General features: G+C 70.8%; 22 protein-coding genes and 1 pseudogene. 13 read left to right on the top strand and 10 right to left on the bottom strand.

Annotated features, from left to right (window positions below):
* Positions 1 to 20 precede the first annotated feature (20 nt).
* A complete protein-coding gene (locus ACWGKQ_RS08570) occupies positions 21 to 347 on the bottom strand; it encodes a nuclear transport factor 2 family protein (protein WP_453291123.1) in 327 nt (108 codons plus the stop codon).
* 123 nt (positions 348 to 470) lie between these two features.
* On the opposite strand from ACWGKQ_RS08570, the pseudogene ACWGKQ_RS08565 reads away from it, so the two are divergent.
* From ACWGKQ_RS08565 to ACWGKQ_RS08555, 3 genes and pseudogenes are all read left to right on the top strand, one after another.
* Positions 471 to 1,003 (top strand): annotated as a pseudogene (locus ACWGKQ_RS08565) (DoxX family protein).
* 134 nt (positions 1,004 to 1,137) lie between these two features.
* The gene (locus tag ACWGKQ_RS08560; RefSeq protein ID WP_453291122.1) at positions 1,138 to 1,371 is read left to right on the top strand and encodes a hypothetical protein; all 234 of its coding nucleotides are present in this window, start codon (positions 1,138 to 1,140) and stop codon (positions 1,369 to 1,371) included.
* Positions 1,372 to 1,987: 616 nt separating this feature from the next.
* On the top strand, positions 1,988 to 2,116 hold the full coding sequence (locus tag ACWGKQ_RS08555) for a DUF6408 family protein (protein WP_240678240.1): 129 nt from the start codon (positions 1,988 to 1,990) through the stop codon (positions 2,114 to 2,116).
* Positions 2,117 to 2,155: 39 nt separating this feature from the next.
* Here the strand turns inward: ACWGKQ_RS08555 and ACWGKQ_RS08550 are convergent, their stop codons facing one another.
* Both ACWGKQ_RS08550 and ACWGKQ_RS08545 read right to left on the bottom strand, forming a co-directional pair.
* Positions 2,156 to 4,288 (bottom strand): DUF2075 domain-containing protein, encoded by a 2,133-nt coding sequence (locus ACWGKQ_RS08550; protein ID WP_453291207.1) that lies wholly within the window; start codon positions 4,286 to 4,288, stop codon positions 2,156 to 2,158.
* Positions 4,289 to 4,483: 195 nt separating this feature from the next.
* A complete protein-coding gene (locus tag ACWGKQ_RS08545; RefSeq protein ID WP_453291121.1) occupies positions 4,484 to 6,370 on the bottom strand; it encodes a DNA/RNA helicase domain-containing protein in 1,887 nt (628 codons plus the stop codon).
* A 346-nt stretch (positions 6,371 to 6,716) separates the two neighbouring features.
* Here ACWGKQ_RS08545 and ACWGKQ_RS08540 point away from each other — a divergent pair, with 346 nt between their 5' ends.
* From ACWGKQ_RS08540 to ACWGKQ_RS08530, 3 genes are all read left to right on the top strand, one after another.
* A complete protein-coding gene (locus tag ACWGKQ_RS08540; RefSeq protein WP_453291120.1) occupies positions 6,717 to 9,233 on the top strand; it encodes a hypothetical protein in 2,517 nt (838 codons plus the stop codon).
* 11 nt (positions 9,234 to 9,244) lie between these two features.
* On the top strand, positions 9,245 to 9,685 hold the full coding sequence (locus tag ACWGKQ_RS08535) for a hypothetical protein (protein ID WP_453291119.1): 441 nt from the start codon (positions 9,245 to 9,247) through the stop codon (positions 9,683 to 9,685).
* Between the two features lie 812 nt (positions 9,686 to 10,497).
* The gene (locus ACWGKQ_RS08530; RefSeq protein WP_453291118.1) at positions 10,498 to 11,202 is read left to right on the top strand and encodes a DUF4142 domain-containing protein; all 705 of its coding nucleotides are present in this window, start codon (positions 10,498 to 10,500) and stop codon (positions 11,200 to 11,202) included.
* A gap of 227 nt (positions 11,203 to 11,429) precedes the next feature.
* On the opposite strand, the gene ACWGKQ_RS08525 is transcribed toward ACWGKQ_RS08530, so the two are convergent.
* Entirely contained in the window at positions 11,430 to 11,696 is a 267-nt protein-coding gene (locus ACWGKQ_RS08525) for a LuxR C-terminal-related transcriptional regulator (protein WP_453291206.1), read from the bottom strand.
* Positions 11,697 to 11,745: 49 nt separating this feature from the next.
* Positions 11,746 to 12,954 (bottom strand): PP2C family protein-serine/threonine phosphatase, encoded by a 1,209-nt coding sequence (locus ACWGKQ_RS08520; RefSeq protein ID WP_453291117.1) that lies wholly within the window; start codon positions 12,952 to 12,954, stop codon positions 11,746 to 11,748.
* Positions 12,955 to 13,301: 347 nt separating this feature from the next.
* Between ACWGKQ_RS08520 and ACWGKQ_RS08515 the strand changes: the two genes are divergently transcribed.
* The 4 genes from ACWGKQ_RS08515 to ACWGKQ_RS08500 all read left to right on the top strand — a co-directional run bounded on the left by ACWGKQ_RS08515 (position 13,302) and on the right by ACWGKQ_RS08500 (position 15,924).
* On the top strand, positions 13,302 to 13,703 hold the full coding sequence (locus ACWGKQ_RS08515; RefSeq protein WP_453291116.1) for a MazG-like family protein: 402 nt from the start codon (positions 13,302 to 13,304) through the stop codon (positions 13,701 to 13,703).
* A gap of 40 nt (positions 13,704 to 13,743) precedes the next feature.
* Positions 13,744 to 14,376, top strand: a complete 633-nt coding sequence (locus tag ACWGKQ_RS08510; RefSeq protein ID WP_453291115.1) for a DUF1345 domain-containing protein — start codon at positions 13,744 to 13,746, stop codon at positions 14,374 to 14,376.
* A gap of 96 nt (positions 14,377 to 14,472) precedes the next feature.
* A complete protein-coding gene (locus ACWGKQ_RS08505; RefSeq protein ID WP_453291114.1) occupies positions 14,473 to 14,928 on the top strand; it encodes an NUDIX domain-containing protein in 456 nt (151 codons plus the stop codon).
* A 99-nt stretch (positions 14,929 to 15,027) separates the two neighbouring features.
* Positions 15,028 to 15,924: an SGNH/GDSL hydrolase family protein gene (locus ACWGKQ_RS08500; RefSeq protein ID WP_453291113.1), complete on the top strand. Its 897-nt coding sequence runs from the start codon at positions 15,028 to 15,030 to the stop codon at positions 15,922 to 15,924.
* Positions 15,925 to 15,999: 75 nt separating this feature from the next.
* On the opposite strand, the gene ACWGKQ_RS08495 is transcribed toward ACWGKQ_RS08500, so the two are convergent.
* Entirely contained in the window at positions 16,000 to 16,647 is a 648-nt protein-coding gene (locus ACWGKQ_RS08495) for a helix-turn-helix transcriptional regulator (RefSeq protein WP_453291112.1), read from the bottom strand.
* Positions 16,648 to 16,940: 293 nt separating this feature from the next.
* A complete protein-coding gene (locus tag ACWGKQ_RS08490; protein ID WP_453291111.1) occupies positions 16,941 to 17,720 on the bottom strand; it encodes an alpha/beta fold hydrolase in 780 nt (259 codons plus the stop codon).
* 271 nt (positions 17,721 to 17,991) lie between these two features.
* Here ACWGKQ_RS08490 and ACWGKQ_RS08485 point away from each other — a divergent pair, with 271 nt between their 5' ends.
* A complete protein-coding gene (locus ACWGKQ_RS08485; protein WP_453291110.1) occupies positions 17,992 to 19,047 on the top strand; it encodes a M28 family peptidase in 1,056 nt (351 codons plus the stop codon).
* Here the strand turns inward: ACWGKQ_RS08485 and ACWGKQ_RS08480 are convergent.
* Both ACWGKQ_RS08480 and ACWGKQ_RS08475 read right to left on the bottom strand, forming a co-directional pair.
* Entirely contained in the window at positions 19,044 to 19,637 is a 594-nt protein-coding gene (locus ACWGKQ_RS08480; protein ID WP_453291109.1) for a hypothetical protein, read from the bottom strand. The two genes, ACWGKQ_RS08485 and ACWGKQ_RS08480, sit on opposite strands and share 4 nt — an antisense overlap.
* A gap of 84 nt (positions 19,638 to 19,721) precedes the next feature.
* The gene (locus ACWGKQ_RS08475) at positions 19,722 to 20,399 is read right to left on the bottom strand and encodes an alpha/beta fold hydrolase (RefSeq protein WP_453291108.1); all 678 of its coding nucleotides are present in this window, start codon (positions 20,397 to 20,399) and stop codon (positions 19,722 to 19,724) included.
* Between the two features lie 300 nt (positions 20,400 to 20,699).
* Here ACWGKQ_RS08475 and ACWGKQ_RS08470 point away from each other — a divergent pair, with 300 nt between their 5' ends.
* Complete coding sequence (locus ACWGKQ_RS08470) at positions 20,700 to 23,540, top strand: ATP-binding protein (RefSeq protein WP_453291107.1); 2,841 nt, start codon at positions 20,700 to 20,702, stop codon at positions 23,538 to 23,540.
* Between the two features lie 4 nt (positions 23,541 to 23,544).
* On the opposite strand, the gene ACWGKQ_RS08465 is transcribed toward ACWGKQ_RS08470, so the two are convergent.
* A complete protein-coding gene (locus ACWGKQ_RS08465) occupies positions 23,545 to 24,201 on the bottom strand; it encodes an RNA polymerase sigma factor (protein ID WP_453291106.1) in 657 nt (218 codons plus the stop codon).
* 355 nt (positions 24,202 to 24,556) lie between these two features.
* Between ACWGKQ_RS08465 and ACWGKQ_RS08460 the strand changes: the two genes are divergently transcribed.
* A complete protein-coding gene (locus ACWGKQ_RS08460; protein ID WP_453291105.1) occupies positions 24,557 to 25,120 on the top strand; it encodes a PadR family transcriptional regulator in 564 nt (187 codons plus the stop codon).
* The last annotated feature ends 9 nt before the right edge of the window (positions 25,121 to 25,129 follow it).

The following is a 25,129-nucleotide window of genomic DNA, read 5'->3' as shown; positions in this document are numbered from 1 at the left end:
CCGGACCCGCCGCCCTGCCGCTACGCCTGCCCGGTCTCGAAGCGGGAGATGCGGCCGTCGTCCTCGACCGTGAAGTCCCAGCGGGTGACCATCTCGCCCCAGGTGTCGTTGCGGTAGTGGGCGACCAGGGAGCGGCCGCCGTTGGACTCGTTGTCGACGTCGATGTGGCCGTTGGAGGAGAAGATCTCCCGGTCGATCCAGTCGTCGAGGTTCCGGTCGGAGCCGTCGTCGGCCATGGTCGCGTCCGGGGTGAGCAGGCCCCGGAAGCGCTCGCGGTCGCTGGCGTTGACGGCGGTGACGAAGGCCCGGACGGCGGGGTCGCTGAGCTTGGCAGTCTTGATCGTCATGTCAGTCAGCGTCACATCGGTCCCGGTGGCCCGCCACCCGAACGGCGGCGCGGGCGGGCCGACCGGGTGGCGCGGGTGCGACGGTGGAGACCCGCGTTCCGCTGTCGCCGATGGGAGCACTCCGTGACCTGCTACGACCGACGTGACGTAGGCCTGCTGCTGCTCGGCTGGGGACCGGCGGGGTGCTGGCGGCGCACGGCGCGCAGAAGCTGTTCGGCTGGTTCGGCGGGGGCGGGATCGAGGGCACGGGCCAGTTCATGGAGTCGGTCGGGTACGCGCCCGGGAGGCAGAGCGCGCTGGCGGAGGCGGGCGGCGGGAGCCTGCTGGCGCTGGGCCTGGCGACGCCGGCGGCGGGTGCGGCGGCGGCCGGGGCGATGGCGGGAGCGGCGGCCCTGCACATGCCCAACGGCTTCTTCGCGGCGGAGGGCGGCTACGAGTACGCGGCGAGTCTGGGCCTGGCCGCAACGGGCCTGGCGGTGACCGGCCCCGGGCGCCTCTCCCTGGACCACGCGTTCGGCCATGTCTTCGACCGGGGGTGGATGGTGCCGGCGGCGCTGGGGGTGACGGCGGCGGCGACGGCGGTGGTGATCGGCGCGCGGAACCGGCGGGTGCGGCGGGCCAAGGAGGGCGAGCAGGAGTCGCTGTTCGAGGAGTAGCCGTGGGTGGGGGCGGGGCGGGCTTGCCGCCATGACGGAACGCGGACATCGCCTTGTACGCCCCTGTGCCTGAAGTTCTCCTGAACCTCGGGCTTGAGCCGCGAGTGGTGGCAGCTCCCTGCCATCATGTCGCCGTGATCACCGTGGACTCCGCAGGCGTTCCCGACCAACCGCTTCGCGCCCGGCTGAAGAGTCTGCTCAGCGGCATCCGGCCCTGGGATGACCAAGAGCGGACACACCTTGCCGAAACCGCTGAATGGATCACCAGCGGGGCGCCCCTGTACACCATCTACGTCGGGCGCGATTCCGTCCTCGGATCACCGGGCGGGGTCGACACGCGCGCGATGACGCTCTGCAAGATCTTCTGAGCGCCTGACACGCGCCGCTTGGACCTCCATCACGAACCGCACGGATGGGGTCCTCCGACTGCGAAGTGGGCTCGAACCATCACCGACCGCACTCAGCCCCGGGCCGGGAACCTGTCACTCGCCGCAGCAGGGCGAGCCGAGCGAACCGACGCCGAACCTGCAGGCCGCGTACGGCACGGTGGTCCGCGTCGGGCAGTACGAGGCGCTCACCTGTGTCCTCGCGGGCCGTGCGCCAGTCGGTCGGGGCGCGCTGCCAACGCTCCCCGCAGCCGTGCACACCATTGAGGCCCGTGGGCGTGAGCTCCTGCTCATCGAGGCGCTGACCGCCTCGTGGGGACGGAACCTCGTACGCCTGCACAGAAGACGGCCTGGGCCGGTCTTGAGTTCTGACTCCGCCCGGAGGCCTGGGAGTTGGCAAGATCCGGTGTCCGAGCTTTGCGCTAGGCTTGCCATTCGCTGCGCACCTTCCCGGAGGGTACTCGGCGGAGCCGCGGTCCAGTCCGCTGGTCGTGAGTGACGGATGGTGAATCCACCACGTGGACCTCACTTAGGTGAGGGCGGATGCCCGGTAGGGCGATCCCTGCCATTCCGAACTCACAACCTGGAGTGGCCCTTCATGGAACCGGTCGAGTACAAACCTGCGCGTCGTTCCTGGATCCGCGAGATCCTGGTCGGCGCCGCCGCCGGAGTCGTCTCCAACCTTGTGTTGGAGGCGCTGGCGGCGGCAGCGCACCTGCTCGTCTGAGGCAGGCATGTGGCGGGCCCGGCGAGCCCGCCACTCCTCTCAGAAGAGAGGTGGCTGCTCAGGGCGGGTCTGGTTCTGCTTCTTCTTCCGGTTGCGGGCACGGTTGCGCTTCCCCTTCGGTCGGGGAAGGTGAGGGACTCTGGCTATGGGCGGAAGGTTCTCCCACGTGGGTCGCAGGCCGTGTATCTGCACGTCACCGACGACCTCCTTCAGGTAGGCCTGCGTCTCCTCGTCCGTGGAGTAGAGGACGGTCGCACGGCTCGCCCGGGTCATGAGGACGTGGTACGCGTGCCGGACGCACCGAGCGAAGTCCTCCTCGCTCAGGTTCTTCCATCGCAGCCTGGGGTCGAAGGAACCGGGGACAGCGACACGCTTGACCCCCGCTTGCGGGTCCTTGCGCGCCTTGCCGCGCCGGAAGACCCAGCGGCCGTCGCGGCGCACCATGTCCTCGCCCATGATCACGCCGCACCAGTCCCACTCCAGGCCCTGTGCGGTGTAGACGCAGCCGATCTGGTTGATTCCGGCCGGGTCCACCGACCAGATCTTCGAGGGAGGCACGGTCCCGTTCTCGCACCAGCTGCCGCTGTCGGCGTTCCAGGGCTGATGCCAGCCGCCGATGCGGACGTCCGCCTCCAGCCATCTCCCCTTTCCCTTGCCCCGCGGTTTGGTCCAGGGCCAGCAGAAGCCAGCGACCATGCGTGCCGAGGCGCCGGCATCGAACTCGGTCCTGATAATCCGCTCCAGCTCCTCCGGGCTGTCGGCGACCTCGACGTGCATCAGCCCGTCAGGGGTCCAGGTCCGCGGTTCGTCCCCTGTCAGTCCCACAAGGTCCTGCACCCAGCGCACGTATCCGTCGCTTCCCCCGCAGCGGTACTGGTCGGTGAGCTCGTGACGGGCCGGCACGAGGCCGCGGGCCTTGGCCGCGTCCTCGATCAGGTCGACGGTGCCCACCTCGTTCGGACGAACCGTCTGGCTGCCGTCCAGGAAGAACACGGTGAGACGGGAGGCATCCAGCAGCTCGTCCACCTGAGGTTTCGTTCCCTGCCGCTCGGCCGGCAGGTAGCGGTTGGTGGTGCGGTCCCGCAGGCGGTGGGCCTCGTCGCAGATGAGGACGTCGAGAGGCGGCTCGGGTGGCGTGACGAAGTTGCTGAAGTAGGTGAAGCTCTCCTTGAACTCCTTGTCGCCGTAGCCGACGTGCTCCTGCAGCGCGCCGTTGAAGGCCCGGCTGCCGCTCGCGTACTTGACCGTTCGTCCGGCAGCTTCGAACTCCGCCTTGAGTTGCAGTCCGACAGCGCTCTTTCCCGTGCCCGCCCCACCCGTGATGATGAAGACGGCACGGCGGTCATCCGCCAGGAGGGCCGGCTGGTCAGGGTCATCGAGGATGAGCGACGCCTTGAGCAGCACGTCCTCGGCAACCTCCTTCTGCTTGCCCCGCAGCGCGAATACGGTGTCCTCGCCACGTGACCTGATCATTGCGTCGAGGAGCGGCGTGTTGCGGAGGTTCATGCCTCTCAACAGGAGTTCGGCTGCCGAGTCGCCGCCTTCTTCCGCGAAGTGCTCGCGCAGGTCGGTGAGCAGCCTGTCGCGACGGTCCTTGGTGTAGGTGCGCGCGTACGGCCCCATGGGTGCATCGACGGTCAGCAACGGCTTCACGGATTCCTCTGTGGCATTGTGCAGATACGTGAAGCCACCGCACTCGATGCGATGCCCGGCCAGCGGGCCCTTGTCGCCGATGAAAAGCTGGAAGTACTCGCCCAGTTGTAGGGCCGGGTGCCGTTTCGGCTCGGAGATTCCCGGAACGTAGACCAGTTCGGCCGTGGCCTGCTCGACTCTCGTGACCGTCGACCACCGTTTCAACTCCACGAGTTGGAACGACGGACGGTGGGTCTTTGGGTGGTAACCGGCGAGCACCACGTCGATGAGTCGCTGGTCGCTCGGATTCTCGGGCTCATCGACGGTCGCGCCGCATTCGACGATCATCTCCACACTGCCGCGACCTGCCTCGATGAGGTCGTTGGCCAGTTCGACCAGGCTTTCCGCCCAAGCCTCTCGTTCGGTGAGCGAGGCATCGGTCCCCCGGAAGTGCTTCCACCTCGCCGCGAGGTGGGGCACCATCCGGCGCCGCGAGTTCAGAGCGAGCAGGTCCTGCGCAGACAGCCTCAGCAGGAGCATGGACACGAGGTGGTTCCCCCAGGGCACGAGTGACTCGTGCGGGTGGGGGCGTGTCCTCGCATGGGGGAAGCCCGTCGGGCCGCAATTGGTACGGCGATCTTAGAGAGCGCGGCAGCTCACGCGAGCCCCTCCCACCAACTCATGGCATGTGTCAGCGGCAAGTTGGCGGAAAAGCTGTGGGTTGAGGCCGGTCGTTCACGCCGTGACGGCCACGCGCTGCGCAGCACCCACCAGCTCCCGCAGTTTCTCCTGGGTCTCCCGGTCCGTGGAGTAGAGGACCGTGCCGACCATTCCGCGGGTCAAGAGCACCTTGTACGTGTTGCGGATCAGGCGGTCCACGTCGGCGTCGGGCGTCGAGCGCTTGAACACCGGATCCTTGGACGCCGTGCGGTCCGTCACCCAGCGGTCGCCGCGCCAGACCAGATCGGGGCCGATGATGACGCCGGACCAGTCGTACTCGAAGCCCTGAGCTGTGTAGACGCAGCCGACCTGTCCGAAGCCCGCCGGGTCGGTGGCCCACAGGGCGGCCGGGGGCGCGCCGGAAACGGAGCGGTCACCGCGCAGGTTCCAGGGACGGGCCCAGCCACCGATGACGACGTCGGGCGGGAGCGGATCGCCGGGCTTGGGTTCCGGGGACCAGCGCCAGCAGTAGCCCGCGGAGATACGGGCGCCGTAGCCCTGGGTCCGGCGGGCTTCGAGGAAGGCTTCCATCTCCTGCGGGCTGTCGGCGACCAGCAACTGCATGCGGTCGTCGGGTTCCCACACGACCGGGCCGCCCGGCTCCAGGCCGAGGAGACGGACCACCCAGCGCAGGTAGGCGTCGCTGCCGCCGCAGCGGAACTGGCTGTCCAGCGGGACGACGCTGCAGGGGATGCTCCGCTTCGCCGCTGCCGCCTTGATCTCGGCCACGGTGCCCATCTCGCCGGGGCGGACGACCTGGTGCTCGTCGAGGAAGAAGACGGGCACGTGGGCGACGTCGATGAGTTCGTCGATCTGCGCCCTGCCGGTACGGTTCTCCGCGCGGGTGTAGCGGTTGGCCGAGGTCTCCCGGATGCGGTGTGCCTCGTCGCAGATCAGGGCGCCCAGGCTGTTCTTCTCGGTCGTCATGAAGCTGTTGAAGTACTTGAACAGGTCCTGGACTTCCCGCTTGCGGGCTCCGGCAACCTTCCGCATCGTCTTCGTGAACGACTGCGAGCCGGTGGCGTGCAGCGCCGGAACCCCGCGCCGGTAGAGCTCGCCGAGCAGTTGGAGAGCGATCACGCTCTTGCCGGTGCCGGGGCCGCCCGTGACGATGACGACCTCCTTGTGGTCGGCCCGCTTCGCCTTCTCCACCGCGTTGAGCACCATGCGGTACGCGACCTGCTGCTCGTCCAGGAGGACGAACTGTGTGCGCTCGCGCACCTCCTCAGCGGCCACGGACATGAGCTGCCTCGACGGCACCGTGGCTCCTGCGTGGAGTTCGTCCGCCGCCCGGACCCCCGGGTGCTTGTCGCTCAGCCTCGTACGAAGGTGGTCGAGGAGGGCCCCGCGGCGTTCCGCGGTGAAGAGCAGGCCTTTGCCGTCGCGCTCGATCTCCCGCAGCCCGGCCACGCCGAACTCGGTGGCGTTGTGCAGATATGCCACTCCGGCCACCCGGTGCCCGTGGTCGGACACCGCCCCGTTGAAATTGACCAGGTATTCGCAGTAGCGGCGCACCTGCTCGATGGGGTTGAGAACCGGTTGGGCATAGGCGTCGACGTGACAAAGGGAGGGGTCGTCCTCTTGGGGCATTGCCTGGCTCCACTGCTTCAGTTCCACCACGACGTAGGACGGCTCCCCTGTGACCGGATGCACTCCGGCGAGGACGACGTCGGCGCGCTTGCTGTTCAGCGGGAGCGAGTACTCCAGCATGACCTCCACGTCGCCCAGGCCGGCGTCGTTGAGTGCGGCAGCCAGGACGGGGATGCTGCGCTCCCAGGAACGCGCCTCCGAGACGCCGGGCCGATAGCCGTGCATGTGGACGAAATTGTCGGTGAGGTGCAGGAACAGCGAACCGTCGAGTGCCATGACGGCGACCGTTTCCGCGGACGCGCGGAACAGCAAGGACTTCCCCCAGGCAGCACGAAAAGACTCGTGCGGGTGGGGGCATGTCCTTCGAGACTCCACCGGGGTGGAGCGGAAGCCCGTCGGGCCGCGTTGACGACGTGTTCGAGGGTACCTGGCGGTACTGACCGTCGTACCGCTGGTCGCAGTGGCGGCGGCAGACGCCTTGCCTGATCTCCGCTGCCAATGCCAAGACGCTGCGTCCGCGCATGAAGGGTGGTGCGTTGCGTGGAGGCGCCCGGCGGGCGCCTCCACGCGCCCTGTCCCCGTGGTGCTGCGCGCGGGAGGCTTTCCGCCCCGAGGGGATTCCCTGGACGGGAACGCCGGAGAGGGGATGGGGGACGGGATGACTGGTGCGACAGGTATCGAAGTCGGCCGGGATGTCACCGGGCAGATCGCGGTCGGACACCATGTGATTCAGGTGGCGGGCAGTTATTCCACGGTCACCGTGGTGCAGTCGGACCAGCTGCCCACCCCGGTTCCACGGCAGGACGTGACGCTGCTACCGCGCCCAGCCCTGGACATCGTTGGGCGCGAGGACGAGACGGCCGACCTCGTCCGGATGGTGGAACGAAGTGGCCCGGTGCAGCTGCACGGGGCCGCCGGCATCGGCAAGAGCACGCTGCTGCGCAGGGTGGCGCATCGCATGGCCGAGGACGGGCAGCGGGTCGTCTTCCTGTCCGCGACCGGACGCGAGCTCGGCGACGTGCTCCAGGACATCTTCGAAGCATGCTACGAGGCGCCCGGCTACCGGCCGGGCCGGGCTGAGCTGCGTGCCCTCATGACCGGGCACGAATTCCGACTCCTACTGGACGATGTCGGCTGTCCGGCAGAGGAATTGGACGAACTGCTCGACGCCGCCCCGTCCGCCTCCTACCTGATGACGACCACGGAGCGCACCCTGTGGGGCGAGGGCCTTGCCAGGCGTTTGGGCGGACTGGCACAGGCGGACTCCCTTGAGCTGCTGGAACGGACCCTGGCACGGGATCTCGACACCGACGAGTTACCGGCCGCGAAGTCGCTGTGGCGGCTGACCGAGGGTGCCCCGCTGCCGCTGCTCGCCGCAGCCGCAGTGGCCGACCGGTCCGGGGGTCCGCTGCCTCGTCCGGCCCAGGTCGCGGAACTGCTTCCGCTGGTCGTCGAGCGGCTCTCCGCGCGCGAGCGCGCAGTCAGGCGGATCCTGGCACTGGCCGGCGAGGGGGGCGCCGGCCCAAGTCTCCTGTCGATGCTCCTTCCTCAGTGGACTGACGGCGAGCCCGACACGGCGCGTGGCCTGGACGACATGCGCAACGTCTGCGACCGGCTGGTGACGGCAGGCCTGGCTGTGGAAACGGATCACGGCTACCGACAGGCGCCAGGTGTGCCGCGCGAGACCCGCGCCGGGTCCGAGGCGGACGCGGACGAGCTGGTGACCCTGTGCGAACGCCTGCGGCACTGGGTGGCCGAACCGGAGCGAACCCCGGTCGACCTCGCGGCACAGGCCGGGCTGATCGCGGGCCTCGTCGACGCGGTCACGGCGGCAGGACACCCTGCGCCCGGTGCACGGCTGGCCCGGACCGCTGCCCCGGGCACCGCGCTCTCGCTGCGTATGGGCGCCTGGGGCCGGATCCTGGAGCGGGGAGGCGCAGCGGCCCGGAAGGCAGGCGACCGCCCCCTGATCGCCTACTTCACCCATGAGGACGGCATCCGCCGGCTGGTGACCGGAAAGCGCATCGCCGCCGCGGCGGCACTCACCCTGGCGGCCACACTGTGGCGCGAGCTCGGCGACCAGGGCGGGGCGCACGCAGCCGAGCACGGCACGTCCCTGTGCCACCCCGGCTCTCTTCAGACCGCCGTCGGCCAGCACGGCGGTGGGCACACCGCGTCTCACGATCCCACCTCGTCAGCCGGTCGAGCCCCGGTCCACGGCCATGGTCCGGCAACCACCGCCAAGGCGACAGCCTCGAAACTGGGCATCGGCGCCAAACTGGTCCTGGGCGGCGGTCTGGCTGCCACCGTCGCGGGCGGCACCGTGCTCGGGTTGCACAGCGGCGGCGAGGACACCGTGCCGGTCAGGGTCCACGTCATCACCTCAGCCCTGAGAGTCACCATGCCCGGCACACCCCAGGCAGGCTGCCGCCAGGACGCGTCCGGCACCGACTGCACGACCGTGGTGAAGACGGCCAAGGGCCGCAAGGGCCCGGTGTCCGTGGACCCGGCGGGAACCTTGCCGGCCGGCACCAGAATCCTTTACTGGGGGTGCGAGGAAGGCCCGGCGGCCTCCTCGTGCACGATCACCGCCGACAAGGCGAAGACGGTGTGTGTCTCCACCGACGGCTCCGAAGACGCGAAGGGCCGCGCCATCTGTGGGCGTCCCAGCCCCTCGGACGCGATGCCCGTCACGTATCCCTACGTGATCTCGATGCCCAGCAACTGGCGGGTGACGGTCACCGGTGCGGCCGGCAAGTGTTTCCACGACACCTTCGATGCCCATGCCACGCGCGACAGCAGCGGGTCGAGCGCGTGTGGTCCATTCCGGCTCGCCGTCGGCGACAGCGTCCGGCTGACCGCGGTGATCGACGGACCCGACCCGTACAAGTCCCTTCGGTTCGGGCAGCCTGAAGCGTACGACACCACGCCGGTCTGGTACGGATGCGACGAAGGCCGGCGCTCCGCCACCTGCACGTTCACGATGACAGACAAGCGGATCACCGCCTTCAAGGCGTGGCAGAAGAGCAGTGACGCCCAGAACGGGCAGAACCTGCCGCTCGCCGCATGCGTCACCACCTCGCACGACCTTGAGGACGCGTCAGGCACCGACGTATGCGAAGCCGTCACCTCCGGCGGGAGCTGGACCAGCCTCCCGACTCAGCCCCGGTACTGAGGAACCACTCCATGCAGCATGAACAGCCTTCGGACGGACAGCACGTCACCATCCGTGTCGGCCGGGACGCGACCGGTCAGATCACGGTCGGCCACCACGTCACCGCCGAACAACACCAGACCACCACCGTGACACCGGCGACGGAGCCGGTCGTGGACGGGGCGGACCTGCCGACGGCCATCGCCGGACTTCGCAACCTGATCGAGACCGCGGGACTCGACGCGAACGTCGCGGCCGACGCACTGGCCAAACTCGACGAACTGGAGGAGGCCGTCACCGCCGACGTACCCGACCTGGCGACGATGGAGCACGTCCAGGGCTGGTTCCGGCGCCGCCTGCCCCCGCTCGCCGACGCGGTACGACACTTTCTGCTCGGCCCGCTGGTCACCAGCACGGTCTCGGCAGCGGGTGACGAACTGGCGCAGGAGCTCACCCGACGGCTGGGCGGCTGACCGGCCGGGAGGGAAGCACGGGGCTAGTCGCTTGCACCGTCGCAGCGGCCGCACCTGCGCATCAGCCTCTCCACCCCGAGCCAAGGGCGGAGCCCGACACGTCGGTGCCGGACGGGTCGACATGCACGCGAAGCCTCTGCCGGAGACGGTTCTCATGGTCGAAACCCCATCTACCCTCACCCGCCGGCCGGGCCAACTGCCCAACCCAAGCGCGAGAGGAAGGTCAGGTGTGAGGCGGTGAACGCGCGTACACGACCAGTCACTCCGTCCAGGCAGCCTGGGCGCCGTCGGCGCCGCAAATCCAGATGCCCCGCGCGTCACGACAACAGCGGCGCGCAGCCGCGCCGTACCCAACTGCTGTATCCCATCGACCGAACGGCGTCCTCCCCCGTCAGTTGGTGTCGTCGACGAGCCGGGAAGGACCAGAAGTGCGGGAATGGACCTGGCCCTTCCCGGTCGCCGCTCCATGGTCGGCCGTGAGGCACGCGGCCTCGATAGGGCCTAACAGCCCCTTCCCTCGCCGCCGATAGGGTCGAACGGCCCTTCTTCGCGCCGCTGAGCGGACATGCGCGGCATGCGCGACAGGCGGCTCACCTCACCCCGCGCCGCGGCCGTACGCCGCGGGGAACCGACCGGCCAGGGAACAGCCGCTCGAAGAACCGGTGGCTCGTCAGGCGCTCACCACCCACCGATCGCTTTACGAACCCATGACGAGCCCGGAAGGTTCTACAGAACCCTCGCATCCGTATGTCTGTGTGTGCGGGATCCGAAGAACCGGATCAGGAGACACAGTGCTCGTTTCACGGAAGGCGATGGGAACTCTCTTTGTGGGTGGTGCGCTCAGCATCACCCTCGGCTCCCTCCTCTACCCCTCCATGCTCGGAGTTCAGAAGGTCAGCAGCGCACCCGAGCGGGTCGTCGCCACCCCGGCGACCGGGCCGCTGACGGAAGCCGACCGGGATTTCGTGGTCAAGGTGCGCTCGGCCGGATTGTGGGAGTACCCCGTCGGTCAGAGGGCGTTGAAGAAGGGGACGACGAAGGCGGTCAGGAGCGTCGGGGAGCATCTGGTCGACGGGGATGCCGCTTTGGACGCCGTCTGTCGCGATGTCGCCATTCAGTTGGGCATCGCGCTGCCCGACCAGCCGTCGCCACAACAGCAGAGCTTCGAGTCCCGGCTGAACGCGGAAAGCGGCAAGCAGTTCGACACGGACCTGGCCACCACCGTGCGTGCGACGAACGGCCAGTTCCTCACCACGATCGCCAGCGTCCGCACCACCACGAGGAACTCGCTGGTCCGCGCTCTGGCCGACCAGGTCAACGACACCGTGCTGGACCACATCTCCGCCGTGGAGAAGACCGGCATGGTCGACTTCGGTCAGGTCCTCGTGCAGGAAACCACCTCGCCAAACCCTCCGGCCCAGAACCTGACCCCGCCGCCCGCCGTCGCGGGCCAGCCGCAGGTCGTCCTCACTCCGCCGGCGAACAGCACGGTGTCGCCGAGTCCGGCGGTGAGGTGAGGTGAGCACCTGCCCCGAGCCGCCTACGCCGGCCGCGCGGCCGTTGTGTTCGGCCCCGGCCTCCCGAGCTGACCCGCGTCCCGGCGACAAGCTTCGCGTCCAGGTGCTGGCCGCCGTGCTCGGGTGGGAAAAGAGCAGGGTGTCCCGCCAATTGGCACGGATGCGGCATTCTGGCGGCGATTCCCGACCACGACTGACGTGCCGGGCCGCGGGTCATGCCGGTGTCATCAGTGGTCCCCGTCAGAGTCCCGGGCGGACAGGGCGTTCCGGAGCGCCCCGCGCGAGGTGGTGCCGAGTTCCGGACAGACCTGCCACGGGTGGGCGCCGACAGTGCGGTGGGAGGTGAAGAACGGCTCGGCGATCCGCTTGTTCGTCAGAGCGGACGCGGCCGGCTGCGCGATGTCACGTTCCCGCGGCGTGAGTCCCGTGTCTTGGCCGTAGTCCGCGGACGACGCCGGGCGAGGGCCGCGAGCCGGGCAGCCGGTGCCGGCCAGGCGGCGGGCCTGCCCGGCGAGACGCGGTGGCGGTCCTGCCCGTCGGCCCTCACTCGTTGCGTCGTCGGCGGCGATTGCGCGGCGGTCTGCGGAAATGTGGGCCGTGCCAGTCCAGGCACAGGACGGTGGCGTCGTCCTGCGGATGGCCGTCCCAGGCGTCGGTGACCGCGGTGGCCAGAGTACGCACGACCTCGCGCGGGTGCTCGGCGGCGGTGTCACGGATGAGGCCGGGGAGGTCGACTTTTTTTGCCTCGCGTTCCTGCATGCCGTCGGTGTGCAGCACGAGGCGGTCACCGGGGCGCAGGTCGACATCCTGCACCCGGTACGGTCCATTGTGCGTGGCGACGCCGAACGGCAGGTTCACGGCCAGACGCAGTTCGTCGACCGTGCCGTCCCGCAGCCGCAGGGGCCAGGGATGGCCGGCGTTGACGATCTGGGAGCTGGTTCCGTCCAAGGCGATGCGCAGCAACTGGCCGGTGGCGAAGGTCTGTCGGCCGTGGTCGAGGAGGGCCTCGTGGGTCTGGCGGGCCTGTTCGGCGAGGTCGCACCCGGCGCGGCGGGCGCCGCGGGAGGCGTTGACCAGGAGGGTTGCCATGAGTGCGGCGCTGACGTCGTGGCCCATGGCGTCGGTGACGGACAGGTGCAGGGTGTCGTAGTCGAGGGTGTAGTCGTAGGTGTCACCAGCGATGTCGGCGGCCGGTACCAGGGCGCCAGCGAGGGCGAACTCCGGGGCTTCACAGGAAGGGGCCGAGGGCAGGAGCTGGCGCTGGATCTCCGCGGCCAGACTGACCGAGGTGCTGCGGTTGCCCCAGTGGTAGAGGTCGGTGAAGCGGCGGTCGGTGACGATGATGTACGCCAGCGCGTGCGCGGCCTCTTCGACCTGCTCCAGCACCTCCTGGGTGACCTCGGGGAGGAACAGCTCCAGGACACCGAGGGCGTCGCCGCGGTTGGTGACGGGGGTGAGCACCCTGGGCCCGCGCCCGCTCTCCGGCACCTGCACCGTCTTCTGGGTGCGCAGGACCTCGTCGTAGACGCTGTCGTCGAAGGGGACCTCTTCAGCGCGACGCTCCTGGGGTGTAGCCGCCTCCTCGCTCACCCGCAGCAGTCGTCGGCCGACGACGTCGACGAACAGGAACGACACGTAACGTGCCCCGAACCGCTCGCGCAGATTGCGGGCCACGACATCGAGGGAGCGCACCGGCGCGGCATCCTCCGCCGCTGCCAGCACCTCAGCCAGTGCGATCCGATCGCGTGACATACCAGCCTCCCTTCGGTTGAGACTCGTTTTCCCGCTGACACGTGGGGCACAGCCCCGCTGTGACACATGCCTCAACACGTGCGTGCCAGGACAAGGAGGGGCCCCGGATCCGCGTGTGGGTTGATGCGGAGCGGGAGTGTGCTGCGGACGAGCAGGGCAGACACCCCGCACGCGGCCTCACCCGGCCCGCGGCGCCGGGGCGGTCATGTCCGACGGGACCTCGTGGCGGATCTGCCAGGACAACCGCTGGTGGAGCGTGTTCGACCGGGGCTGAATGGTCCCGGCGGCGCCGCACCAGGCCCTGTTCGAGGAGTAGCCGCCGGGTGGGGCAGGGCAGGCTTGCCGCCATGACGGAACAGCGGACACCGCCTTGTACGCCCCCGGGCCTGTGGACCTCCATCGAGGACCTCTGGACCTGGCTGGACGCCAACCGGGCCCACGGCGGCGAGACGGGCCTCGTCCTGCGCATGCTCAAGCTCACCGAGGAGGTCGGCGAGGTCGCCCAGGCCGTGATCGGCGCGACCGGCCAGAACCCCCGTAAGGGGGTCACCCACACCTGGGAGGACGTGCAGGGCGAGCTGTGTGACGTCGTGATCACGGCGTTGGTGGCACTGCGGACACTGACGCCGGATCCGGAGGGGGTGTTCGGGCGGCATCTGGCGGGGGTGGTGGAGCGATCGCTGGGTGCGTCGACGAACACTCACCCCGCGGACGGACCCGCACCCCGTCCTGTCGATCAGACGCCGTGAAGCGCGCTGACCGACGGCGACGGGGCTACCGTGACGACGCATGAGACGCTCCCTGCCGCTGGATGCCGTGCCCCGCCTCACCGGCGCGGCGATCGTCGGATCGGTGGTCGGCGTGGCCGTGGCGCTGGCGACCGACGGAGCCCTGGGCGCACTGGCCGCGATCGCCGCGACGGAACTGTCCTTCGTCCTGGCGGGCTGGGCGGTGCTGTGGCCGATGGACGCCACGGCCACCCACCGCAATGCACGGCGTGAGGACTTCCGTCCCGTGACCGATGAACTCGTGGTGGTCGCGGTGGCCCTGTGCGGACTCGCCGCCATCGTGCTGCTGCTCCTGCGCGGCAAGTCCGACCCCGGCCATGTCGCGGCCGCGACCGCCCTGTGCGGCGTCTTCACGGCCTGGGCCGCGCTGCATCTGATGTACGCCGCCCGTTACGCCTACGTGTACTACGAGTCCGAGGGCGGGATCGACTTCAATTCGGACGACCCTCCGGCGTACCGGGACTTCTTCTACTTCAGCTACAACCTCGGCATGACCTACCAGGTGTCCGACACCGATGTGTCGAGTTCGGCGATCCGGGCGATCGTGCTGCGTCACACACTGCTGTCCTACGTCTTCGGCACCGGCATTCTCGCCACCGCCATCAATCTCGTCGTGGGAATAGTGAGCGGCTGAGGTGGAGACTCCGCGTCAGGGGCGGGCCCGGCGTGGGCCGGTGTGTCCAGGGTAGGAAGGATGCGTCGCAGCGGAGCGGGAAGGCAGGGGTGGGTCATGACGTCGGAGCAGGCCGCCGGGAACGTGGTGGGCGCGGTCGTCGTGTACGACGGGCGTCTGCTGCTGGTGGACGCGGAAAGCGGCTGGGGGCTGCCGTCAGGCACTCCTGAACCAGCCGAATCGGAGACGGCCACCGCGGCACGTCTGGTGTACGAGCTCACCGGATATCTCGTCGACGGCTCGACGTTGCTGCGACCGACGGACACGGCTCCGACGGCCGCGGCTCCGACGGACATGGCTTCGGCGTCCACGGCTTCGACAGGCACGGCTTCGACGGACACCGCTCCGCCGGACACGCGCTCGTTCGTCGTGTGCCAGCTGCTGAGCGAGACCCCGTCCGCGGACGCGCGGCTCGTCCCGGAGCGGCTCCGCTGGTCTCCGTTCGCGGAAGCCATCGCCGCTGGGCTTCCTGCGCCCGTACGTGTCTATCTGGAGGGCCATACGCCCGTGTAGGAGGGCCGGTCTGTGATCACCACCACAGGCCGGGCCTCGAACTTTGCGCGTTCTTCGCCGTCTTGAGGGTGACACAGCGGCCCCTCGAAGGATGAACACGTGAAGACACGACGCACGCGGCGGACGGGCGGCGCAGGTCGGCTCGCCGTCGCCGGCGGTTTCCTGGCCCTGGCCAGTGTGGTTGCGACGGCCCCGGCCGGAAGTGCCTCCCCGCTGCACACCCGGACACCGGACACGCCCTACGTGGCGCTCGGGGACTCGACGGCCTCCGGGCCGGGGATCCCGGATCAGGTGGACCTCAACTGTGCCCGGTCCAACCGGAATTACCCCTCGCTCGTCGCCGCCGCGCGCGACGCCGAGCTGACCGACGTGAGCTGCTCGGGCGCGACGACCGCGCAGATGACGACGGCTCAGGGCACCGCCCCGGCCCAGTTCTCCGCGCTCCGGCGGTCGACGAAGCTGGTCACCCTCAGCATCGGGGGCAACGACATCGGCTTCACCTCGATCATCACGAACTGCGCCGTGCTGGGCGCCACGGATCCGGCCGGTGCCCCCTGCAAGGCCTCCTACGACGCCGACGGTACCGACGGCGTCCAGGAGGCGATCGCGCAGACGGCGCCGAAGGTCGCCAAGGTGCTGCGGGGCATCAGGAAGCGGGCCCCGCACGCCCGGGTGCTGGTCGTCGGCTACCCGGACCTCTTCCCCGCCGACGGCGGCGCCTGCACGAGCCCCACGGCGCCGTTCGCGGCCGGTGACTTCAGCTGGATGCGGGACGGCGAACTCGCGCTCAACGCGATGCTGGCCAGGCAGGCCCGGCGTGCGGGGGCACAGTACGTGGACACGTACACGCCGACCATCGGGCACGACCTGTGCGCGCCCGCCGACGAACGCTGGATCGAGGACCTGCTGCCCCTGCATCCCGGGGCCCCGATCCACCCGAACGCGGCGGGCCACCAGGCCATCGCCGCGGCGGTCGAGCGCACGCTCGACCGGTAGTCGGGAGCGAGCGACGCCCGGCCCGGGGGTGGGCCGGGCGTCGTCGTGTGCCCTTCCGGAACGGCTGCCCGCCCGTCAGAAGATGCCGGTCCGGATCGCGTACGCCACGGCCTGGGTTCTGTTCCTGACCCTCAGTCTCTTCACGGCCTCGTGGATGATGCCCTTGATGGTGCGTTCCGAGTAGCTCATCTTGTCGGCGATCTCAACCGTGTTCATGCCCTCGGAGAGCATGCGGAGCACCTCGATCTCCCGGACCAGTAGGCCGTCCCTGCGGGACAGGTCGGTGAGTGTCTGCTGCCGCTGCTGGTTGCCCAGTTCGGCGATCAGGTGGGCCAGCAGGTCGTCGGGCATCCGGCAGCGTCCGGAGCCGGCCTCGACGACGGCGTCGACCAGCCGGTCGAGGTCGAGGTCGGCCCGGTACAGGAAGCTGGTCAGTCCGTACTCGACGGCCAGCGACAGCTGTCGCTCGGTGATGTGGTCGGCGATCATCACGACCGGGACGGGGGTGCCGGGCGCGCGGGCGGCGTCCTGCCGCAGCACCCTGATCCAGTGGTCGTCCACGGAGCTCAGCAGGAGGACGGACACGTCCGCGTCGGGCAGCCCCTGCGCGGCCAGGAGTCTCACGCGTGCGCTCGATCGCAGGTAGGCGCCGGTGGCGTGTTCCAGGATCGCGTCGCTCGCCCTCAGGACGACGGAGACCGGAACGCTCAGGGCGTCATACATTGCATCCGCTTGGTTCTCAGGCACGTTCGGAAGTCCCCAGACAGAGCCGGCTCGTGGAACTCGATGCGCACCGCCGGCAGCCGGCGGGCCGGCGAGGCGCATCTGCACCATATGGCTCCGGTGAGTCACCGGCTTACGTCAAATGACCCCATGAGACTTACGCCCCTCTGTGCAGATTTGCCACCCTCTAGTCCCTTTGGGGGCAGGGCAGTCGGGGGCGCCGCGGCCGGAACCCCGGCCCGCGCATCGAGGAGCAGGGGGCGGAGGCCGGTCTTCTGGGCTGACGGTCCGGGTCAGGACCGGCCGTTGACGAACGCGTCCAGTGCGGCGGTCAGTTCGGCCGGTTTCTCCAGCGGAACCTCGTGGCCCGCGTCGACGATGCGGGCGACGGCGTCCGGGATGCCGTCGGCCATGCGCAGCATCTGCGACAGCGGGAGCTGGACGTCGTGATAGCCGTGGACCAGGAGGGTGGGTGCCTTGATCTCGCCGAGGCGGTCGAGGACGTCGAAGGCCCGCATGGCGTCGAAGAGCGGCATGACCAGGTCCTCGGGTAGGGACTGGGCCGCCCTGACGTACTTGTCGGCTTCCTCGCGCGGGAAGCCGGGGCCGAAGGCGCGCCGGATGTTGACGGCGACGAACAGCTTGAAGGGCAGCAGCTTCGAGGCCGTCAGCAGCACGCCGCGGGCGAAGCTGTAGGTCATGCGGCTGATCGAGTCCACCAGCACCAGTCGCTCGACGCGGGCGGGCCGGTCGAGGGTGACAAGCTGGGCGATCATGCCGCCCATGGAGTGGCCGACCAGCACGCACCGTTCGATGCGCAGATGGTCGAGGAGCGCGCGGACGTCGTCGGCCAGGACGCCGAGGTCCCGCACGCCGGTGCCGGTGCTGTCGCCGTGACCGCGCAGGTCAAGGCGGACCACCCGGCGTCGGTCGGCGAAGTACCTGAACGGGTGGTCCCAGCGGTGGCGGTTCGCCGTCCAGCCGTGGACGAACACCAGCGGTACGCCCGCGCCGTCGCGGGGGCCCTCGTCGTCGTAGACCAGGGTGGCACCGTTGACATCGAGTTTCGGCACGGGAGCCTCCGAGGCCGGGTCCGCCGAGGGGAACGAGGACATGCCGGAACACATGTCCGCGTCCGCGGCACACACCGGTTCGGTGTTCAGGTGGTGTGGCCGACGAGTTCAGCCTAGATGAGCTGTGGTTGCCCGCCGTGTGGAGACGCGCAAGGTCGTGCCGGTTCTGCCCGAACGTTCACTCTCCGCGGCCGAAGGTACGCAGGGGCTGGGATTTCCCGGGCCCGCGACGGACACTGGTGGGGAACATACCTCCTGCCCCGGAGCAGCAGTGACACACGGCGTACCTGGCGGTTCCGGCTTCGAGCCGTTCGCGGACGGGGCCCGGCTGCGCCGCGACGTCGAGTTCCTGAGCGCGGGGCCGCGGAGCCGACGGCGGGCGCCCGACGCCATGCTTCGGGCCGAGACATATGTCTCGGAGGAACTGGCCGCCGCCGGCTGGCGGGTGCGTCGGCAGCCGTTCGATCTGCGGTGGCGGATCGGCTCGACCGACCGGCACGGTCACCGGGCGCTCGCCCTGAAGCCCCGGCTGCACCGGCGGCTCCGGGGAGCCAACCTCCTCGCGACTTTGCCCGGCGCCGACGACGGCAAGACCCTGCTGGTCGGAGCGCACCTCGACAGCGTCGAGGGCAGTCCCGGCGCCGACGACAACGCGTCGGGAGTGGCGGCCGTACTGGAGATCGCGCGGCTGCTGGCCCGGCTGCCCGCCCCGCCCCCGGTCACTCTCGCGCTGTTCGACATGGAGGAGCTCGGGCTGATCGGGGCGCGTCATGCCGCCCGGGAACTCACCGAACGGCAGCATGTCTCGGGCATGATGTGTCTCGAATCGGTGGGGTACTTCGTGGACGAGCCGGGCTCGCAGCGGCTTCCGGCGGGCTTCTCGACCGCCTTCCCCAAGGCGGCCGCGGCCACCGAAGCCGCCGGTTTCCGCGGGGACTTCGCCCTCGTCGTGCACCGGAAGTCCTCCGCTGCCGCCGCCGGGGTCTGGCAGCGGGCGGCCGCGGCGTCGTCGGCAGGTCTGCCGAGTCTGTTGCTGCGCGACCCCAGGCCGGACGGGGTCGTCGGACTGCTCGCCGGACTGGCGCTGCCGCCTGCCGGGCATCTGGGGCGCAGCGATCACGCGCCCTTCTGGAACCGCCGGGTTCCCGCCCTCATGGTGACGGACACGGCGAACTTCCGGAATCCGCACTACCACCGGCCGACCGATGTGGCGGACACGCTCGACTACCGGCGGCTGGCGGCTGTGGCCTCGGCGACCGCGGTCACCGCCGTGCACTGGCCCGCCGCCGTACCGGCTCCGGGTGCGGATGCCCAGGCCGGGGCCTAGGCTTCGGCCTCGGCGTCCGGGGCCGCCGGCGTCGCCGTGTAGAAGACCGCCCGGCCCTGCCTGGTGCGCTGGGCCCGGTTCCTGGCGACCAGGTTCTCCAGCGTCGTACGGATCACCGTCGTCTTGATGGTGCGGCCGGGCTGACCGGCCCTGATCGCCTCGGCGACCTCGGTCGCGGACCGCGGCTCCGACTGCCGGGCGAGGTAGTCGTGGACGGCCTCGACAAGGCTCGGCCGGGGCTCCGCGGGGGCCGGCTTCGCGGAGTCACGGCGCCTCTGCGCGGGCTCGGTCCGCTGGTGCGGCACGGCGGCCTCGACGGCATCGGAGTCGGCGGTCCCGGGTGCGGAGACGGAGGCCGGGGCGGACGCGGTGGCCTGCGGGGTGAGCGCCTGCTGCAACCGCTCCAGCACCACCCTGTCGTCCCGTACCGCGCGCAACTGCTCTTCCAGGGCGGCGATCTCGGTGGCGAGGCGGTCCTGTTGCGCCGCGTTCAGTTCGAGGTCCTGCGCGATCCGCGCGCTGTACTCGGACGCCAGCTCGGTCCCGGGTGACTCGGACATGCGGTCGGGCCTCTCGTCGATGTGCTGCACGCGGGGAAGCCGATGCGTTCCGCGTGGTGCTACAGCCTACGCACACGAGGAGTCCCACGGACATGACTCGGGCCGACGGGTGTCTCAACCGGTCGCGGCGGCCCGCTCGATGACATCGACGACCAGTTCGGGCCGCGACACATAGATGGCATGGCTGCCGGGCGCCTCGACGACCGTGGCGCCCGCCCGCTCGGCCATCGACCGCTGGGCCAGCGGCGGGATCATCCGGTCGTCGGCCGCGACCAGGTACCAGCTGGGCCTGGTCCGCCACGCGGGTTCACCGACGGTCCCGGCCAGCGCCTCGGATCCCCACGGGACCTGCGAGTCGGCCATGAACCGCGCCCGTGCCTCGGGCAGGTCACCGGCGAACGCGGCGTGGAACCGGTCGCGGTCGAGCAGCACGTAGCCGTCCCGCATCGGCAGCAGCGGCGGCACCGACGCGCCCGGCGGCGGGTCGGCGATCAGGGAGTCGACGGACTCGCCCCGGTCCGGCGCGAACGCGGCGACGTAGACCAGTGCGGACACCTTGGGGTCGGCGCCGGCCTCGGTGATGACGACACCCCCGTAGGAGTGCCCCACCAGGGTCACCGGCCCGTCCTGAAGGGCGATGAGCCGCCGCACGGCCGCGACGTCCTCGGCCAGGGAGCGGGTGGCGTTCTGCGCGACGGTGACCCGGTAGCCCGCGTCGACGAGGCGCTCGTGCACCCCCGCCCAGCCGGATCCGTCCACGAATCCGCCGTGGACGAGAATCACGTTCCGCACAGAAATTCCCCCTGTCGTGACGGGCCGTCCGGCTCCGCACCGGGTCCGGGGCGCTTCGCCGTGCTCACTGTACGAGGCCGTGACATGCGCTGTACCGACAAGATGACCTGATCGCCCGCACGGACACACCAAGCCTGCCCGTCCGTCTCTGTGACGCACGCCACTGGGGCACCTCCGAACTTTCGGCACCGGTTCACCATCCAGTCGCAGAGCCCGACCTGACCAGACGTGACCAGACCAGACGTGACCAGACCAGACCCGATCCGATGCGATCCGACCACGATGGGAAGCTTCTTCATCATGTCGCCCCCCACACCCCCGGCCGCGGAAGACGGCGAACACCCCGCCGACGGTCCCGGCCTGCCCGGCGCCGGCCGGCTCGTCGGGCGTTCGGCGGAACTGGCGCTCCTCGACGGGTTCTTCGGTTCCGCCGCCGCGCGGGGCCGGGCGCTGATGCTGACCGGCGAGGCGGGGGTGGGCAAGACCGCCCTGCTGGACGCGGCGGCACGGCGGGCCCGGGAGGCGGGCTTCCAGGTGCTGCGGGTGGTGGGGTCGCAGTTCGAGGTGAGTGTCAGCTTCGCCGCGCTGAACCAGGTCCTCCAGTCGCTGACGGCGGAGATCTCCGAGCTGCCCCCGTGGCAGGCGGAGACGCTGCGGGCGGTGCGCGGGATGTCGGACGAACAGCCGACCGAACTCCTCGCCGTCGCGGGCGCGGTGCAGGTCCTGCTGTCCCGGAAGGCCGCGCGCAGCGGGCCGGTGACGATCGTGATCGACGACGTGGCGTGGCTCGACCGGCCCAGCGCCATCGTGCTGGGCACCGTGGCCCGCTACACGCAGAGCGCGCCGGTGGCGCTGCTGGCGGCGTCCCGGACCGGTGACGAGTCCTTTCTGAGCAGCACCGGGATCCCGGCGCACGAGGTCAGGCCGCTGGACGAGGCGGCCGCGCACGAACTGGTGGCGCAGCGGTTCCCGGCGATGGCATCCCGGGTGCGGCAGCGGCTGGTCGCGGAGGCGGCCGGCAATCCGCTGGCCCTGCTGGAGCTGCCGGCCTCCCTCAACGAGGCGCAGCGGCAGGAGCGCGGCCCGCTGCCGGCCGTACTGCCGTTGCCCGAGCGCCTGAAGAAGGTCTTCGCGGTGCGGGTCGGCGCGCTGCCGGAGCGGACCCGGGAGCTGCTGCTGCTCGCCGTGCTCGACGGCTCGGGCGGGCTGCACATCCTGGAACGGGCCCTGGGCGGCGGCGATGTGCTGGCCGAGCTGGCCCCGGCCGAGCAGGCGGACCTGGTGCGGGTCGACTCCGCCACCGGCCGGCTGGTCTTCCGGCACCCGCTGACCCGGTCCGCGGTGATGGACCTGTCGACGGGCGCGGAGCGGCGGCGCGGGCATCTGGCGCTGGCCCGGGAGTTCCCGGCGGGCTCCGAGCACCGGGCCCGGCATCTGGCCAACGCCGCGGTCGGCCCGGACGACGAGGTGGCCGCCCTGCTGCACGAGGTGGCCTACAGCACGCTGCGCCGCGGGGACGCCGTCGGTGCCATCACCACCCTGCTGCGCGCCTCCGACCTGAGCAGCACCGGCGCGGCCCGGGGGCGGCTGCTGGCCGAGGCGGCCTGCCTGGGCGCCAACATCACCGGCGACCTGCGCAACGTGCACGCCCTGCTGGACAACGCCCTGCTCGCGGACCCGGTGGGCAGCGGTTCGCTGGCCGCCGCGACCGCGGCCGCCAGCCGGCTCATCAACGGCGAGGGCGACGTGGACACCGCCCACCGGCTGCTCATGGGCGCGATCCGCAACCACGCCGGGCCGAGCGGTGCCGACGACGACATCCTCAACGAAGCGCTGCTCACCCTGCTCATGGTGTGCTTCCACAGCGGCCGGCCGGAGCTGTGGCAGCTCTTCGACGCCGAGGTGGCCGAGGCCCAGCAGCGCTCCCCCGACCATCTGCTGTGCGTGCTGCGCGGCACCTTCGGCGATCCCGCGCACGTGGCGCCGTCCGTCCTGGACCTCCTCGACGGCATGGTCGCGGACCTGCACCGGGAGACCGACCCCCGGCGCATCGTCCGTACGGCGGTCGCCGCCGCCTATGTCGACCGGCTGCCCGGCTGCCGCAGCGCCCTGCGGCGGGTCGTCGACGACGGCCGGGACGGCGGCGCCATCACGATGGCCATCGAGGCGTTCTTCCTGCTGGCCAACGACGCCTACTTCAGCGGCCAGTGGGGTGAGCTGCCCAAGCTCACCGAGGAGGGCCTGCGCTGGTGCGCGATGTACAACTACCGTCTGACGGCGGAGCCTGGCCGGTTCCTGCGGGGGCTGCTGGCGGCCGCCCAGGGCGACACCGAGACCGTCCGAAAGACCGCCGACCGTCTGGTGGCCTGGGGGAATCCGCGGGGACTGGGTCTGCTGCGGGTGTACGCCGCGCACATCCGGGCGCTGTCCGCGCTCGGCGCCGCCGACTTCGAGGGCGCCTACAGCCATCTGCGGTCGGTGATCACCCCCGGTGAGATACCGGCGCACCAGCCGCACGCCCTGTGGCTGTTCCTGGACTTCGCCGAGGCCGCGGCCCGTACCGGGCGGCACGCCGAGGCGGCCGCGCACGTGGCGGCGGTGCGCGCGACCGGCATCCCCGGCGTCTCGCCGCGGCTGGCCATGATGACCGACGCGGCCCAGGCCATCGCCACCCCGGACGTCATCGACCACGAGCTGTTCCAGCGGGCCGTCGGCACCCCCGACGCGGAACGCTGGCCGTTCGAGTGGGCGCGGATCCGCCTGTCCTACGGCGAACGGCTGCGCCGGGCGAAGGCAGCCACCGAGGCGCGGGGCCATCTGGACGCCGCGCTCGGCACCTTCCGGCGGCTGGGGGCCGAGCCGTGGAGCGCGCGGGCCGCCAACGAGCTGCGGGCGAGCGGCATTCCCGTCGGCACCGCGGCCTCCGGTGCCGGGCGGCCCGCGCTGCTGACTCCGCAGGAGCTCCAGGTGGCGCAGCTGGCCGCCACCGGACTGACCAACAAACAGATCGCCGCCCAGCTCTTCCTGTCGCCCCGCACGGTGGCGGGGCACCTGAGCAACGCCTTCCCGAAGCTGAACGTCACCTCCCGTGCGGGCCTGCGCGACGCGCTCACCGGCCTGCCTCCGGACGGGACCTGGTGAACCGTCAGGAGGCCAGCGTGGTGCGGGCCCGCTCCGCCCGCGCCGCGTCGAGCATCCGGCGTGCCTCGGCCCGGCCGGCCCGGGCCCGTTGCTCGGCGTCGCCGTGCGGGGCGTCCGCGGTGGCGGCGAGCGCGACGGCGAGTTTGGCCCGCCCCTGGCTGAGGCGGCTGCGGACGGTGCCGAGCGGGATCCCGCAGGCGAGGGCGATCAGCTCGTACGAGGCGCCCTCCGCGGTGAAGTAGCGCAGCACCAGCGGCATGCGCAGCACCGGGGAGAGTTCCTCCAGTGCCTCCCAGAGCCAGTCCCGTACGGCGTTGCGCTCCAGCCACTGTTCCGGGCCGGCGTCCTGGGACGGCGCGGCCAGCTCCTCCATCGGCAGCACCAGGGCGGAGTACCGCAGCACGGACCGGCTTCCGTTGCGCACGATCATGCGCAGCCAGGCGCCCACCGCCGCCGGGTCGCGGACGTCTCCGATCCGCAGCAGCGCCGTCAGCGCCGCGTCCTGCAGCACGTCGTCCACATCCGCCGCCCGCCCCAGCACGCTCAGCGCGACCGCCCGCATGCCCGCCCGGTGCCGCTCCAGCAGCACCCCCAGGGCGGCGACCTCACCCGACTGGGCCGCCCGCGTCAGCACGGCGTCCTCCGCGACTTCCCGAACCATAAGTTTCCCCTCCTGTCCGGCGCCGCTCCGCCGGGCACGGCAGCGCCCCGCGCGAACGCCCCGAACGGCAGGCCAAGACGGGTCAGACGGCATCCGGCAGCCGACTGCCGGGGAAGCCTGCGGGCAGTCGGCCGCCGGTGGTCCCGGCCGGCGCCGGTGGGAGGCCGTCGGTGCGCAGTGGCGGGGTCTTGCTGGTGTTCATGGGAACTGCTCCTTCCGGAGGGGCGGTTGACGTGGCCGCCTCGACATTCCAACTCTGACAGGTGGAACGTAGAAGCTCTTGGAACAACATGTCAAGAGTGGAATGTGAGCCACGACCTGTCAATGTTGGAATAAGAGAGCTAGAGTGGTCGGCATGAGCCTTCGTCACGCCCTCCTGGGTCTGCTCGTCTTCCGCCCCGGCAGCGGCTACGACCTGCTGAAGATGTTCGACACCTCGCTCGGCCACGTCTGGCCGGCCAGGCAGAGCCAGGTCTACGGCGAGCTGACCAAGCTGGACGCGGGCGGCCTGATCACGGTGACCGACGAGGGCCCACGGGGCCGCAAGCAGTACGCGCTGACCCCCGCGGGGCACGCGGAGGCGCGCCGCTGGCTGGCCGAGACCGAGGAGCCCCAGCCGCAGCGCAACCCGATGCTCCTGCAGACGTTCTTCCTGGGCCTCCTGCCCCGGGAAGAGGCGGCGCAGCGGCTGCTGCGGTACGCGGACACGGCGGCCGAGGAGCACGACGCCCTCGTGGCACTGCGGGATTCCGACGCCTGGGAACGCGACGCGCTGGCCGAGTGCGGCCGGCTCGTCCTGGAGTACGGCGTCCGCCAGCGCGCCCTGGATCAGGAGTGGGCCCGCTGGGCTGCCGAGCGGCTCCGCGAGGAGTGCCTCACCGCACCGCCCGGCCTGCCGGACGCACCGGACCCCGGCTAGGAACGGGAC

The organism is Streptomyces sp. NPDC054770, assembly GCF_053611985.1.
This window is presented reverse-complemented; position numbering and strand designations above follow the sequence as displayed.